Below are 14,916 nucleotides of genomic sequence, written 5' to 3' on the forward strand. Positions count from 1 at the left end.
AAAATGTTGGTAACCGCAGAACACGAAACAGCGCCCAAACCCGCATATTCGCGCGAAGAAATCGAGGCCATCATAGCAAAAACGCCCTTTGCCGCCTGGGCCGGCGCAAAGCTGGTCTCTTATAAATATGGAGAAGTTGAAATCAACCTTTCGATGAGGCGGGAGCTAACTCAGCATCACGGCTTTGGCCATGGCGCAATTGTTGGATTACTGGCGGATAGCGCCTGTGCCTGGGCAGCGGCTTCCATCGTCGGCGATGTCGTTACAGCCGAATACAAACTGAATTTCCTGGCACCTGCCGTCGGTCACACGCTTCTTGCATATGGATCGGTCCTTGGGCCGGCCGGGCGCCAAACCGTCTGTCGAGCCGATATTTACTGCCAAACTCAATCGAGAAAAATTCTCGTTGCAACGGCGCTTGCAACGATCGCGCAGGTAGGCCGCGCATAATAACGAAACAGGAGGATGTCCGATGTATCACAAAGAATCTTTCCTTTCCTCTGACATGCCGGTAATCGTCTGGTCCCCCAACGAAGGTCAATCACTTGGTGTCGACGACCTCAGCGATTATCTGGCATCACAAAAAGAACTTATTCTGTCCCGAATACAGGAAAAGGGCGGAATTTTGCTGCGTGGCTTTGAATGTATCCGGACGTCAGATGACTATCAGAAAATTCTCGATGCGGTTGCTCCCGACCTGATGGAATATATCGGTGGTACATCACCGCGAAAAGTCGTCAATGGTCGCATCATGACGGCAACCGAGATTCCGGGTTCCTACTCCATCCCGCTTCATCAAGAAATGTCCTATACAGACAATTCGCCCGATCTCATATCTTTCTTCTGCGAAATCCCCCCGGAAAACGGAGGTGAGACCACAATCGGCGACATGCGTACGATTACCCGTGAAATCAGCGATGATGTTCGCGCCCGTTTCCTTGCCCATAACGGGATCCAGCTTTGCCGGAACCTCCCAACACCAGAACGCGTCGAGATGCGGCCCGGTGTTCCAAAATCATGGCCAGAGGCCATGGGGACACACATCAGGGAAGAAGCCGAAAATGTCGCCGTTAAATCGGGCTGGCGTTACGAGTGGCTGGAAGACGGATCCATGCAGCTCTGGCAGGAAATCCGCCCGGCTACCCGGAAACACCCCCTCACCGGAGAAGAAGTCTGGTTCAACCAGATTCAGATATTTTCCCCCGTTCTTTCCCTAAAGTGGGCACGTGAAGACGGTCGTGATGACGCGGCCGACCGCCTCTCCAAAGCACTTGCCGAAGCACCGCATCTACTCGATCACATGCGTTATGGTGACGGCCTGCAAATTGATGAAGAAGACGCCCTGCATATCTACGACACACTTTCCGCAAATGCAGTGCCACTACAATGGCAAAGGGGCGATGTCCTATTCCTCGACAACATCCTGGTAGCCCATGGACGACGGAAATTCAGCGGACAACGCCGCATTCTGACTGCCCTTATCCAACATGCCCATTGAGCGGACGCAGCTTGCCCTGACGGAGAGAAACCATGTTGAACACGTCAATCAAGAAATTCGGAAGTCACCATTCGGTGAAGCAGCCGGGGGGTTCAGTTGAGACCGAAGTGTCACTGCGTATCCAACTTGCTGAATTCTACCATCTGGTCGCCTATCTCGGCTGGACCGAAGCGATCTTCAATCATATCTCCCTGCGGCTTCCTGGCACGGATAGCCATTATCTCGTGAACCCTTTTGGTCTGCATTACGAGGAAGTGACACCGGAAAATTTGGTGACTGTCGATCTCGCCGGTAATCTGGTCGGCCCGTCCCAATATCCTGCAAACCCTGCGGGCTTTGCGCTCCATGGCGCAATTCACGAGGTTCGGCATGATATGCATTGCATCGCACATACCCACACGACCGCTGTTTCCGCTATCGCGCTGAAACAGGATGGGTTCCAGCATGATGACTTTTATGGTGCACAACTTTTTGAACAGGTGGCCTATCACGATTTCGAGGGCGTAACACTTTTTGCCGATGAAAAACCGCGCATTCTCAAAAGCCTGGGGGACAAAAACGTACTGGTCATGAGAAATCATGGCATCGCTGTCGGTGGAAGAGATGTTCCCAGAACTTTCTGGACCCTTTTTACAGCACAACGTGCCGCGGAAATCCAGTGTCAGGCCGGTATGCTGCCAGGCAGGAACTCAATTTTATCGGATCAGGTAAGACAGCGCTGTTCGAAAGTTGCCGACGACCTAGCGGCAAATGCGTCCTTTGCACAAAAAATGTTCGACGGAATGGTCAGGAAAATGCGCCGCCATACCGGCCCTTTGTGGCCAGGGGACAACGGCATTGACCGGCTTCACTAAACCGGTCGGAACGACTTCCACGTGGGACGAACACATAATAGGGGATATCGGCAAATGTTAGAGCTTCAGGATAGAGACAGACAGTGTGAACCCGATGTCGGACTATGGACCGGTTGCGTCGAGATTGCACTCGGAATGCCGCACCTTGCCTTAAAGGGTCTATCGGAGGCCTGGGTCCTTAAGGAACTGGGACATCTGCATTGGACACTGCTTGCGCGGATGGCAAAACGTAAGTTTCCCGATTTTCAGGATGCTGCCGGAAATGTTGTCTATGCGGCTTTTCGCTCCGTCGAAGTTGAAGGTGCCCGCTTTGGCCTGGCATGCGAAAATGACATTTTGCGGATCACTTCAACCCAATGCCGAATTTCCCGAACCCAAATCCAAAGTCGTCACACCTTAACCATCAACAATGAGGATGACGACGCAGGTATTGTCATCGGTGTCGTCACGATGGTTTCTGTTTTCGTGCACCGAACCAACCACACATCAAACCGTTCCATTGCGCGCGTTGAGATACAGGGCCTCCCCCCGATTACAGGGCATCAACTTGCGCCCCGGCACAAGTGGTTTGACGACAACAATCTGTTTACCGCGACAGAGGGAAACAATCGCCAGGTACAGAGCTTCCTTCCCTGCCCGTCGCAAGACTTCAACGGAGCAGGTTTTTTATATTTCGCAAATTTTTCCGCATTCGTTGACCGGGCCGAACTGAACCTGGACCCAACATTTTCCCGCCAAGCCGTCACCAGTCAACGACACATAAAATATCACTCCAATGTCGATCCGGGAGAACCCATACGTGTTGAAATCATGGACCTTGAGCGTTCATCGTCAAACTGGCTCCATCAATGCAGGATATCGCGCGAAAAAGACGGGGCACTTATGGCTGATATTATTACAGAAAAATGTATTCCCGAAGCCATAGGTCCGAGGCGTTTTTCGCCTTCACCACAAAATACTGCCTGATATCGCGGGTTTCATCGAGTACCGGTTGCTAATGTTTTCACAGGCCCGAGAAACGAAGAAAGTACCTAGCACCCCACAAACCCTGCATTTTGCCCTGTTTTGCCAAGAAGATGATGACAACAATGATGTCAGAAGTAATGACCCGTTCGGTGTTGGAAAGTATCCACGAAACCGCAATTGCACAGGACCATCTGATCGCAATTGAGGATGGTGATCGAAAACTGACATATGGGCAGCTCTGGACATGCATGTGTTTACTTGGACGGCAAGGACTGACAACACCTCATCCGGGTCTGATAGCAATATGCGGACGACCATCTATCGAAACCGCTCTTGGCATCCTGGCCGCATTTCTGTCCGGCGATGTGGCAGTTCCGATCGATGACAGACTTCCGTTATCCCGCCGCGAGGAATTGGCCCAGTGGTGTGATATATCATACGACAAGGAAGAGATTGTCCGGATCACATGTGATGTGGCTGCTTCACCGAGTATGACCTGCCCCCCTTTAAGCAAGATAAAAAGAGAAAAGCGCCGCCCGGCCTATGTGGCATTCACCTCAGGCACCACCGGTGTCCCAAAGGCAATAGAAGGCACAATGACCGGGCTGGATCATTTCATTGCTTGGCAGTCCCGACTAATTGGCCAATGGGTTCAAAATCCGCGAGTATCATGGCTCACGCCATTATCTTTTGACGTTATGTATCGTGACCTTCTTCTGCCCCTCAACAATAGAGGAACTCTTGTTATTCCGGACAGCCAGCAGGATTTCAACATTGCGGCGGCGTGGAACTGGCTGAATGACCAAAAAATCGACATCGCACATGTTGTCCCCTCTATTGTCGGCACTTGGTTGAACGGGCGCCACTCCGGGCCCCTGTCGGTCAAGGCTCTATTTTTTGCGGGAGAGCCCTTACGCCAGGCACTGATTTCCCGCCTGAAGGAAAATTACGTTAATCGGATCTACAATCTTTACGGTCCGTCCGAGAGTACAATGGCAAAATTCTGCCGCTTGATTGATGACAAATGCACACCAACGGATTCACTATATCCAGTTGGAATGCCAATCGATCATGATGTTTCTTACGTCCTATCCAAGGATCAGGAAATCATTATCCGGTCCGCGTATCTAACGAATGGCTACCGACAAAAGGACGGCACAGTTGCGCCCTTTCCCTCCACTTCGGAAAACTGCCCCGAATATCACACCGGTGACCGGGGTCGTGTCATTGATGGGGAACTCTATGTATTGGGACGGCTCGACAGCCAACTCAAGATTAATGGCATTCGCATAGAAGCATCAGAAATTGAATCGTTAGCCGAACGCTATCCCGGGATAAGGCGAACCGCCGCTGTGAAACTTGCCCCCCCGGATTCTACTGTCGAAATTATCGTTCTGTTCTATCAGGGGGACCTTGAGCGGAAAGACAAGATGCGCAAGCTGCTCGCAGAACATCTCCATCCGGCGGTAGTTCCTACCGCTTACCTGCCAATTGCGGATTTCCCACTGACCCTGAACGGAAAAATCGATCGGCAAAAATTGAAGGAACGTGCTGCAACAGAACATTTGATGGACGATCCATCGTCTATAAAAGGCACAGGAACTGAAGAATGCGACAATTTCGAGCAACGTGTTCAAGAAATAATGTCGAGCATCTTGCGGTATCCATGCAGGCTCGACACTGATTTCCTTGATATCGGCGGTAATTCGTTGATGTTTGGCCTGATCACACTTGAACTACATTCAACTTTCGGGCTCACCATGCCCCAACAGGAGTTTTATAACTCTGGCACACCGCGTAGCGTTGCAGCATGGTTACGACAGAACGGTGCAAGCGTAAAGGTTTCAGCATCCGCACCATCAGAGCCAACTCCTACGTCTAACCGCAGCGCAACAGGACCGTGGCCGTTAACGCCCCGTCAGCAAACAATCCACGATATATTCCATAATGAGTTATTCGGTTCGGGCATGAATATGATCTTGCAAGTCCCGGTCGCCGCCGATCAAATGGAACGAGTTAAAGCAGTCGTATCGCAAATCGTTGCCCAAAATGACTGTTTCCATCTTAATTTCCGGTATCGGCATGGCAAACTGTATCAGTATCTGTCGCCACCTGACTTTAGAATCAATGATATCGATGTAATAGAGGCTCCATGCGTAGACCATGACAGGTTATCAGCCGAGTTCGCGACACGGCCGTTTGATCTGGCTGAAGAGAAACCATTTCGCGTCCGCCTGCTTAAAGATTCTGCTGGCACGGGACGACTGCTGTTTCTGATGTATCATCTCATTAGCGACGGTATGTCGCAGGAATATCTCAGGCGGGACATCCTGGATGGGATTTCAGGCAACCCGATACCTCTGCGCAATCATTATTCACCGAGTTTACAGTCCGAACAACGTGCACTTTCCGACAGGATTTTGCCTTTCTGGAAGGAACATCTGGATGGTGCAATGCCCACAGCCAGATTCATAAGTCCCCAGCACATCACAAACGTCTCGGCACGATGCATGACCGTTGCGCTGGCGTCTGATTACGACCGTCTCATGGGACACTTAAGAACGTTAAATTCAAGCATATTCCCCTACCTTCTGTCCCACTTTTACCGCGCACTGGCAAAACATGCCGCAAAAGCAGACCTGATTATACGTGTAACAACGCACGGTCGTGACAAACCAGAACTTGCTGATGTCATGGGCTGTATTTTCAGTGCCGTTCCCGTTCGTCTTAACTGCGCAGGCTGGCCCACAAAACAAATCGTCGATTATATTAACAATCACCTCGATACTGCACGGATGTATCAGGATCTCTGCTTTCAGAAACTGGCCCAAGCCCTTGGTGAAAAACAGGATATCCATCTTCATCCACTAACTGGTATAAGCTTCACCCTTGACGGTTTCGACATTACTGAAAACATGCCTGCCAGCCAGTCGAAATCCCCACAAATCGAAACCATGAATGCCAAGCTACCGCACGAATTACGCGCTATTGCACGACCTTATCGTAATGGCTGCATTCTAAAATTCGTCTATCGCGCCAAAGCATTCACCGACGAAGATATTCTAGCCATATCATCCGCCATGCAGGGGGCGATCGCCGGCGAACTCCAGCGATGACTAGACGAAAAATCACAAACATCTCGTCATCCCTTTGGGGGCGATATCAAGTAGTGATGCCCTAAACCATTTACGATGAGGTCTTAATCAGAAAAATCTATGAAGTTAACGCGCAGAAACTTCATCACAACACCGGTTTCTTTAGCTTAAATGCTAAGCAGAAACAAATACCGCCGCGTAAATTCAGCCTGACAACCCCGTCTAAAATGGGGGGACTACCTCTGCACCCGCGCTAATTAACAAACACTCATGATCACCCATTTAATTATTCACAGATCAAGTGTCACTGGGGAACGGAAAACGGGGCAGAGGCTGCATAATCAAGAAACCCGCATCACAGGAGAAACGTTCGTGATCCTTCAATTATTTCCGGTATGGGCATTATTGCTCTCGTTACTGGCATTTTTCATGCCAGGACCATTCGCATCTCTTAGCACCGGCATTGTACCATTATTGACTGTCATCATGCTGGCCATGGGTCTTACATTAACAGCAAAGGATTTCGCCAATGTTGCCAAAAGCCGCAAGGCACTGGTGGTTGGCGTGATTTTGCAGTTCCTGATCATGCCCGTCGCCGCCTGGCTGGTGGCAAAGCTGTTTGGCTTTGATGACGACCTTACCGTTGGTATGCTTCTGGTCGGCAGTGTGGCCGGTGGCACATCATCAAATGTGATGTGTTATCTGGCAAAGGGTGATACTGCCCTTTCCATTTCCATGACAGCGACTTCCACCCTTATCGGTGTATTTCTTACCCCGGTTCTGGTCGCCTTTTTGGCCGGGCAAAGCATTGATGTGCCGGTTCAACCCATGCTGATGTCGCTGGTCAAAATTGTTTTGGTGCCTGTTATCATTGGGGTTGTCCTTAACGAAATCGCGTCAAAATGGGTTCGCAAAATCGAAGGGATTTTTCCCTATATTTCGATGTTCGCCATCCTTCTGATCATCGCCATTGTTGTCGCCCTGAATGCCGACAAGGTTGCCAGTGTTGGCCTGGTCGTTGCCTTTGCCGTGATCCTGCATAACGCAATTGGCCTGTCGCTGGGTTATGGCGTAACCGCTCTTCTGGGTTTTGATCGCAAAATCTGCCGTACCATTGCCTTTGAAGTCGGCCTGCAAAATTCCGGCCTTGCGACCGCATTGGCGATGAAGTTTTTCACCCCGGTTTCGGCCTTGCCCGGCACCTTGTTTAGTGTCTGGCACAATATTTCCGGCTCGCTTCTGGCGGGGTATTGGAGCCGCAAACCGGTTGATGAGAGCTTAGACGAACCCGTCCGCAAAGACGCGCCCGCATAATTAACCCGACATGATCAAACCGGACCCAAGGTTACAAATACCTTTGGTCCGGTGATTGAACCCTGCGAAACAGGCCACCATTGACGATCAAATCATCAAATATCAAGCACAACATGGCCTTCAGGCCGCGCACAACAAATCAGCACATGACCATCTGGCGGCGTTTCCAATGGTTCTTCAAGATAAGAGACTTTGCCTTCAACCAGGCGACAGCGACAGCTATTGCAGATGCCCGAACGACAGGAAAAATCCGGCTCCAACCCTGTTTCTTCCGCCAATTCCAATAACGTCCGTACGTCGTCTTTCATGGTCACTGTCACGCCAGATTTCGCAAACCGGACGATATTCCCGCTGTTCCCCGCCATACCGGACCCTGCATTCGCCAACGGTTCGGAAGCATCCGGGATGGCCCATGCCTCCGGGTCCGTCAGATGCACCAGTGCGGCAATCGCCTTTGGGGCACGCGACGCGGCTCTGGGCACCTGTATTGGCTGCTCTGCCAGTTTCTCTAGCGATGAGGCGGCGCCAAAGAACTCATACGCAATGCGGTTTTTTTCGATGCCAAGCGAACGCAGCAGGCGATACATGGCGATCATAAAAGCCGTCGGACCGCACATATAAACGTCATAATCATCAAACGGCAGAAGCGACTGCAACAGCGCCTTATCGATCAAACCCTCACTATCGAACCCGCGCTCTGCGCGGTCACGCGCCGTTGGCTGCCGATATGCCACATGCAAACATATCCGCCCGTCAGAGGCCGCAGCAAGCGCCTTAAGTTCCCCGCCAAACGCCTGAACATCCCCATTTTCGCAGGCATGGACAATCCAGACCTGACGATTGCTGCGTGCCAGCACCTTTGCCATTGCCAGCAAGGGCGTTATTCCGATACCACCGGCCAGAAGCACCACGGGGCGTATACTTGCCTGATCGAGGACAAAACCGCCGCGCGGTGGGGCGATATCGATTTCATGCCCCTCCTCTACCCGGTCATGCAGCCAGCACGACCCAACTCCATCGGGAAAATCACTGCCATCCGGTGCGCCTTCCCGCTTGACCGAAATCCGATGAAAATTATCCTGCTGCACATCGCCGGAAAGCGAATAGGTTTTCAATACTGTTCCTGCACCATTTGGCACCCGCAGGGTCAGATACTGCGCGGGTAATGCCTGCCAAAGCGGCCCGCCATCAACCGGCATAAAGTGGAAAGAGGTCACAACATCGCTTTCGCGTATCCTGGCCGTAACGCGAAATTTCCGAAACGCATCCGTCATGTCACGCTTCCATCCTGGCATCAATCATTCGCTCTTCGGCGATCATCGCGGCAAGCTGGCGGCGAAACCATAATTGTCCCGCATCGATGCCCAGATCAATATGGGGCGACTGTTTGTTGCTCATCCCGATCTGGACCTCGTGCAGAACAGCACGGTCTTCTTCAAAGGCATGCCGCACATCTTCCGCCATCATCTTTGACAGCTCATCATCATCAGGCCGGACATTGCGAAGCTGAAACCAGTAATAGCGTGTTTCATTCTCGGTGGTTGGCGTCATGAAATTATAGCTGTCCATGACAAAGGTATTTTCATGCAGCGGCCCGTCCGAACCACCAGTTCCCGCCGGGGTAAAAACCGCACGGATCAGCGCATGCGCAGGATAGCGCACCTCGTAATGCTGCAAACGGTCGCAATTGCCTTCAAATTCAACGACCTTCCTGTAAAACGGTGCAGGTTCGTGATCCATCATCCAGCGATGGACAATCACACCATTCGCAGTTTTGGTAACGCGAAGCGGCGTGTCTTTGGTTGCGGGGGCGGCAAATGAACTTTCATGCACCCAGGCGACATGGGTGGGGTCAAGCAGATTATCGCACATCAAAAGGTAGTTGCATTGCAGCTCCATCGCATCACCAGAATTAATGCCCCAATCCGGGCTGTCAAAATTCGGAATGTCGATGATATCTTCCGGGTCTGCCATTGCGGCATTACCCATCCAGATCCAGACCAGGCCGTATTTTTCATGCGTTGGATAGGGCCGAACTTTGGCCGCCGATGGGATACGACCACCACCCGGCGCCCAGACACATTGCCCGGCACAGTCAAAAGTCAGCCCGTGATACCCGCATTCAACAGTGTTGCCTTTGATCCGCCCCTTGGATAGCGGCAGCTTGCGGTGCGGGCATGCATCTTCCAGTGCAATAACCTCGTCTTCCTCGGTTCGGAAAACACAAATCTTCTCGCCCAGAACTTTGATCTGTTGAAGATCCCGGCTGATTTCGCTGCTCCATGCAGCAACATACCATGCATTGCGTAAAAACATTGACGACCTCGCGGGTAACTTGGGGTTACCCGCACTATGTCTGAACATGGTATATTTAACAGGCAGAAATGCTCGGAAACAGTTTAGATATTCTACGTTTCATCCTTGAATTTCCGGCTGATTATGATCAGCCAGTTCAGAAATTCTCGTGCTTTTGGCTGATCCAGGGTGGTATCCCCCCAGCATACATAATAGGGCAATGGCATCGGCATGCTGTCATCTGACAGCCGCACAAGACGGCCAAGTTCCAGATCAAACCGCGCAAAGGCACGTTGCGCCAGAACAACACCCTGCCCGCCAGCCGCCGCTTCAAGCGCAGTGCTGGAAAGCGAATGGACTGCCACCGTCTTGAACCTGGCCCCCGCCAAGCCATGCGCGGCAAACCAGTCCGCCCAGCGTGGCACCGAGTTATAGGCCGGGCCCCAGTCAATATCGATCAGAGGAAGATCAAGCAGGCCTTCAGCCGTACGTGCCGATGGGTGTTGGTCCAGAAAAGCAGGCGAACAGGCCGGAAAGCAAATATCGGTAAACAACTTTCGGGCATGGGGAAACCGTTGCGCAACATCGCCATAGGTCAGGCGGAACATATCGACCGGCATTTCCGGGTCTGGCTCAAGATGCGTCGCTTCAAGCCGCAAAGGCACATCACCCAGATGGGGTTGAATATCGTGTAAAAGCGGGTTCAACCATTTCAACAAAAGGGTTGGCAGGCCCGAAACCTTGAGATCGGCCCCCATTTTCGCACGTTGAAGCACCGTATGGGCCATACGCAACCGGTCAAACCCCTCGCTCACCAGCCGGTGGTAGGCCAATGCCTCGTCAGAAAGCGCTGTTCGCCGCCCGTCCTTGTTGATCAGCTTCATCGACAGATGTTCTTCAAGGATCTTGAGCTGCTGGCTGATCGCACCTGGTGTCACGCCAAGTTCCTGTGCGGCACCTGCAACCGATCCAAGCCGCCCCAAGGCTTCAAACACCTGCAAAGCCCGCATCGGGGGCAAATAGGATTTCACCGTCACTTACCTGATTTCCAGCCGAAGCATGCTAACTGCGCGACACAGTAAAACAGGAATGCTGAATTGTCCCCGTTTTATGTGGCGTAAAAATTACGACAAATAATTTTAAGCGTACCCTGCATCTGACATGTCATCCCATCCATTGATAGCGGCCCCAAACGTCCAAAAAACAAAAACGGCGGCGCATTCACATACGCCGCCGCTTTCAAAAGCCAATGATAAAATCAGTCTTCGTGGCCAGCCCAGGGGCCGTGCGGTTCGTCTTTACCATCCACACGTTCAAAGCCATGCGCACCGAAATAATCGCGCTGCGCCTGGATCATATTGGCGGACGTACGACGGGTACGCACCGTATCAAACCAGGAAAGACCGGCGGCAAGTGCCGGAACGGCGATACCGGCACGGGTCGCCGCAATCACGGTATCACGCAAATCGGCTTCGCATTCTTTCAGCAGGCCCGAAAACGGTTCGGCGAAAATCAGGTTATCACCCGGATTATTCGTTAGCGCCGTTGCCATGTCATTAAGCATGTCGGAACGAATGATGCAGCCTTCACGCCAGACGCGCGCGATGGCCGGCATCGGCAAATCCCATTTAAAATGCGCCGCAGCAGCCGCCAGCATTTCAAAACCCTGCGCATAACACAGGATTTTCCCGGCAATCAGCGCATTTTCAAGCGTGGTGGCAGCAATACCTTCGCCTTCCAGGGCTTTTTGCGCATCGCCAAAATGTTCGGCACCACGCTGGCGCATTTCAAGGCGTGCCGAAAGGTTACGCGCAGCAACTGCAGCCTCAATCACGGGGACGGGCACAGCAAGCTGCTGGGCTTCAATTGCGGTCCAGCGGCCGGTTCCTTTTTGGCCTGCCTTGTCCAGGATCACATCAAGCATCGCATTGCCCGAAATCGGGTCATCCGCGCGCGAAACCTTGGCCGAAATCTCGATCAGATAGGATTCAAGACGGCCTTTATTCCAGCCTTCAAACACATCGGCAACCTGCGGCGCCTTATAGCCCATGCCATCGCGCATCAGGCTGTAAACCTCAGCGATCATTTGCATATCGGCATATTCAATACCGTTATGAACCATCTTCACAAAATGGCCTGCACCACCAGGGCCCATCAGGGATGCACAGGGTGTGCCTTCATATTTGGCAGAAATGGCTTCAAGCATCGGTGCAACGCGCTGCCAGTCGGCATCGGTGCCGCCCACCATAATGGACGGACCATGACGGGCACCGCTTTCACCACCCGAAACACCAATACCGATGAAACCGAACTTTTCATTTCGTGCACGTTCTGCACGCCGTTCCGTGTCATAGAAATTGGCATTGCCGGCATCAATGATCAGGTCATCAGCACCCAAAAGCGGCTTAAGGGCATCGATATGGTCATCAACAACGGGGCCAGCCGGCACCATCAGAATAATCACGCGCGGTGCTGCAATCGCAGCAACGAAATTTTCCAGGCTGTCCGTTGCGGTCAGGCGCGGGGCCAGGTCACCGGCATTTTTGATAAACGCATCGGTCACACTTGCGGTCCGGTTATAAACGGCGAGTGCATGGCCCTTTTCCGCAATATTCAGCGACAAGGCCGCGCCCATCGTTCCCAAACCAATCAAACCCACCTGAGGCTGTTCCGACATGTTCACTTTCCTATTTCTGATCTTGTGGGACGAAGAAGAACAGCACATCACGCTGCCCGTCTTTTAAAGTTTATCGATCAAGATAAAACGAAATCACAATCAGGGGCAAATATCCGCCCTGCCCTTGATGGGCAACACACAGGCCCGTATGCGGCCATCAGTGTATTGCGGGGCATTTTGATGTGATGTCGACCTGCATCAGTGTTTGTACCCCATCCCCTAAACCCCTTTGCGGTTTGCCGTCCGGTTTTGCGGATCGCCGCGCAAATATGCGCGCAAGCAAAAGGATTCCGGGATTTGTTCACAAACAATAACAAGGTGATATCTCAATTTTCGTGCTTAACATAGCGTGGTGATAATCATTTCGCACCTGTTTGCGAAAATGATTTTTACATTCACTTGCGAAAATTCCGGTTGCTTGTGGCCCCAAAGCCCGCATCACAGCACAAAAATCGCCCATTTATGGCGCTATGTTCCGGGCATCAAACCCGCCATTTCCGCCCTGCCAAATTCCAGTTTGGCGCAACCGCGCCAGTATTTGACCATCCGGCAACAGCCAGGGCCAAGCCTGGCTGATATATCAATCATCAGTCAAACACCGCACATCCCCTGCCCGCCTCGTGTGCGCGCATCGACAAGTTGCCACCAAACGAGCGAATTACTGGAAATACCCATGCTGATCGACACATCGCAAATGCCCGTTATCCTTATTCGTAGCAAAGAACATCACGACGACAGTTTTGAAACCCAGTTTCAACAGGTGCTGGACCGAAACGATCCGTTCGTGCTGGTTTCCGACCATTCCCCCGAAGACCATGAAGACGAAACCAGGGAAGAACGCAAACAACGCACCCTTTTCATGAAAAAAGTCGGCGATCAAATGCGTAAACTTTGCCGTGGCATGATCATGGTGACGGGCAAGGACGATATGCCCGCAGCCATTCGCCTGGTAGCAGCCAATGCGGGCAAGGCATTTGGCTTTCCCATCATGTTTGTAAAAACCGAGGCAGAAGGCATCGCCAAAGGCCGCACCTTGTTTGATAATGATGCCGGGCCCCAAACCAGCAAGTAAAGCCATGACGCAAAACCGCACAACCCCCGCAACACCCCTGGCAGGCCAGAAGGCAAAGCCGGATTTGTTAACAGCCGAAAAGCTGGCCGGACCCAAAAGCGCACAAATTGACCTGATCGATCGTCCCGTCTTCAGCCTGTTTACCGAAACAACCGTCACGGGCGAATTTCAGCCCCATGTTCATACCAAAGCCCAGCTTATGTATGTGATTGACGGCGTCCTGACGGTCGAGGCCGATGGCGGCATCTGGACGGTCCCGCCCAAATGCGCCTTCTGGATTCCCGGTGGTATTGTTCATAAAGGGCGGGTTGTTGGGCATATCAATATTGGCAACCTGTACCTTGCCCCATCCCTGACAACGGATATGCACCAGAAATGCGGCATCCTTTTTGTGCAGCCGTTTTTACGTGAACTGATCATGCGGTTTGATAACACCCTGCCCACCAATGCCACCCGCGAAGCAAACCTGATTGCCGTTTTACGCGACGAACTGATTGCCGCACCGCTGGAACCCATTCACCTGCCCATGCCCACCGACCGGCGCCTGCGCCGTCTGACCGAAACCATGCTGGCCCAGCCCGATTTACGCTTTACCATCAGCGAATGGGGCGCACGCGTGGGTGCCAGCAACCGCACCCTGACCCGACTGTTCCAGCGTGAAACCGGCATGTCCTTTACCCGATGGCGTCAGCAGCTTCATATTGGCATTGCCCTGCAACGCCTTGCCGCAGGCGATAGCGTAACCACCATCGCCGGGGATCTTGGCTATGAAAGCCTGAGCGCGTTTATCTCCATGTTTCGGCGCATGCTGGGTAGCAGCCCGACACACTATTTCGCCGACCGCCAGGAACTGACCCAGCCAGACGAAACCAGCAAAAATACCGGCGATACCGCAACACCAACAGGTGAAGATGCACCCCCGTCTGATGCGGAAATATCAGCCGACATTGTCATTCTAAAACGCAGCCCGCATATAAAAAGCTAGCGCCAGACCAGCCTTGTCATTATTGCAGGCAAAGCGCGTGTATTTCCGGCCATGGTGACAAAGCCCGGCCATGCCACAAGGCAGAAGGCCATTGGGGCATTAGGGCATTTGGCCTCGCCCATAAAATCCACGGTTTGATCATAGTGACAAAGCCAGCGTT

At 52.4% G+C, this 14,916-nt stretch carries 12 protein-coding genes; 8 read left to right on the forward strand and 4 right to left on the reverse strand.

Annotation, left to right across the window (positions count from 1 at the left end):
- Positions 1–3 precede the first annotated feature (3 nt).
- From CSC3H3_RS23205 to CSC3H3_RS23230, 6 genes are all read left to right on the forward strand, one after another.
- Positions 4–450 carry a PaaI family thioesterase gene (locus CSC3H3_RS23205; RefSeq protein ID WP_101286711.1) on the forward strand — a complete coding sequence of 149 codons (447 nt, stop codon included), beginning with the start codon at positions 4–6 and terminating at the stop codon, positions 448–450.
- Positions 451–472: 22 nt separating this feature from the next.
- A complete protein-coding gene (locus CSC3H3_RS23210) occupies positions 473–1,498 on the forward strand; it encodes a TauD/TfdA family dioxygenase (RefSeq protein WP_101286712.1) in 1,026 nt (341 codons plus the stop codon).
- A 32-nt stretch (positions 1,499–1,530) separates the two neighbouring features.
- Positions 1,531–2,352, forward strand: a complete 822-nt coding sequence (locus CSC3H3_RS23215; RefSeq protein ID WP_101286713.1) for a class II aldolase/adducin family protein — start codon at positions 1,531–1,533, stop codon at positions 2,350–2,352.
- A gap of 54 nt (positions 2,353–2,406) precedes the next feature.
- Positions 2,407–3,318 (forward strand): Pnap_2097 family protein, encoded by a 912-nt coding sequence (locus CSC3H3_RS23220; RefSeq protein ID WP_101286714.1) that lies wholly within the window; start codon positions 2,407–2,409, stop codon positions 3,316–3,318.
- 122 nt (positions 3,319–3,440) lie between these two features.
- Complete coding sequence (locus tag CSC3H3_RS23225; RefSeq protein ID WP_172963486.1) at positions 3,441–6,434, forward strand: AMP-binding protein; 2,994 nt, start codon at positions 3,441–3,443, stop codon at positions 6,432–6,434.
- Positions 6,435–6,785: 351 nt separating this feature from the next.
- A complete protein-coding gene (locus CSC3H3_RS23230; RefSeq protein WP_281262546.1) occupies positions 6,786–7,727 on the forward strand; it encodes a bile acid:sodium symporter family protein in 942 nt (313 codons plus the stop codon).
- Between the two features lie 95 nt (positions 7,728–7,822).
- On the opposite strand, the gene CSC3H3_RS23235 is transcribed toward CSC3H3_RS23230, so the two are convergent.
- The 4 genes from CSC3H3_RS23235 to gndA all read right to left on the reverse strand — a co-directional run bounded on the left by CSC3H3_RS23235 (position 7,823) and on the right by gndA (position 12,699).
- Positions 7,823–9,001 (reverse strand): 2Fe-2S iron-sulfur cluster-binding protein, encoded by a 1,179-nt coding sequence (locus CSC3H3_RS23235; RefSeq protein ID WP_245881407.1) that lies wholly within the window; start codon positions 8,999–9,001, stop codon positions 7,823–7,825.
- 1 nt (position 9,002) lies between these two features.
- Complete coding sequence (locus CSC3H3_RS23240; RefSeq protein WP_101286718.1) at positions 9,003–10,043, reverse strand: aromatic ring-hydroxylating dioxygenase subunit alpha; 1,041 nt, start codon at positions 10,041–10,043, stop codon at positions 9,003–9,005.
- A gap of 92 nt (positions 10,044–10,135) precedes the next feature.
- On the reverse strand, positions 10,136–11,059 hold the full coding sequence (locus CSC3H3_RS23245) for a LysR family transcriptional regulator (protein WP_157832000.1): 924 nt from the start codon (positions 11,057–11,059) through the stop codon (positions 10,136–10,138).
- A 221-nt stretch (positions 11,060–11,280) separates the two neighbouring features.
- On the reverse strand, positions 11,281–12,699 hold the full coding sequence (gene gndA, locus CSC3H3_RS23250; protein ID WP_101286720.1) for an NADP-dependent phosphogluconate dehydrogenase: 1,419 nt from the start codon (positions 12,697–12,699) through the stop codon (positions 11,281–11,283).
- A gap of 673 nt (positions 12,700–13,372) precedes the next feature.
- Between gndA and CSC3H3_RS23255 the strand changes: the two genes are divergently transcribed.
- Positions 13,373–13,771: a hypothetical protein gene (locus tag CSC3H3_RS23255; protein ID WP_101286884.1), complete on the forward strand. Its 399-nt coding sequence runs from the start codon at positions 13,373–13,375 to the stop codon at positions 13,769–13,771.
- 4 nt (positions 13,772–13,775) lie between these two features.
- On the forward strand, positions 13,776–14,756 hold the full coding sequence (locus CSC3H3_RS23260) for an AraC family transcriptional regulator (protein WP_101286885.1): 981 nt from the start codon (positions 13,776–13,778) through the stop codon (positions 14,754–14,756).
- Positions 14,757–14,916 lie beyond the last annotated feature (160 nt).

Source organism: Thalassospira marina (assembly GCF_002844375.1).
In the GTDB taxonomy this organism is placed as follows: domain Bacteria; phylum Pseudomonadota; class Alphaproteobacteria; order Rhodospirillales; family Thalassospiraceae; genus Thalassospira; species Thalassospira marina.

Excerpts from the sequence above, each read along its gene's own strand:
- CSC3H3_RS23210 (WP_101286712.1), top strand. The coding sequence starts at position 473 with ATGTATCACAAAGAATCTTTCCTTTCCTCTGACATGCCGGTAATCGTC.
- CSC3H3_RS23220 (WP_101286714.1), top strand. The coding sequence starts at position 2,407 with ATGTTAGAGCTTCAGGATAGAGACAGACAGTGTGAACCCGATGTCGGA.
- CSC3H3_RS23215 (WP_101286713.1), top strand. The coding sequence starts at position 1,531 with ATGTTGAACACGTCAATCAAGAAATTCGGAAGTCACCATTCGGTGAAG.
- gndA (WP_101286720.1), bottom strand. The coding sequence starts at position 12,699 with ATGTCGGAACAGCCTCAGGTGGGTTTGATTGGTTTGGGAACGATGGGC.
- CSC3H3_RS23240 (WP_101286718.1), bottom strand. The coding sequence starts at position 10,043 with ATGTTTTTACGCAATGCATGGTATGTTGCTGCATGGAGCAGCGAAATC.
- CSC3H3_RS23260 (WP_101286885.1), top strand. The coding sequence starts at position 13,776 with ATGACGCAAAACCGCACAACCCCCGCAACACCCCTGGCAGGCCAGAAG.
- CSC3H3_RS23205 (WP_101286711.1), top strand. The coding sequence starts at position 4 with ATGTTGGTAACCGCAGAACACGAAACAGCGCCCAAACCCGCATATTCG.
- CSC3H3_RS23255 (WP_101286884.1), top strand. The coding sequence starts at position 13,373 with ATGCTGATCGACACATCGCAAATGCCCGTTATCCTTATTCGTAGCAAA.
- CSC3H3_RS23225 (WP_172963486.1), top strand. The coding sequence starts at position 3,441 with ATGATGTCAGAAGTAATGACCCGTTCGGTGTTGGAAAGTATCCACGAA.
- CSC3H3_RS23235 (WP_245881407.1), bottom strand. The coding sequence starts at position 9,001 with ATGACGGATGCGTTTCGGAAATTTCGCGTTACGGCCAGGATACGCGAA.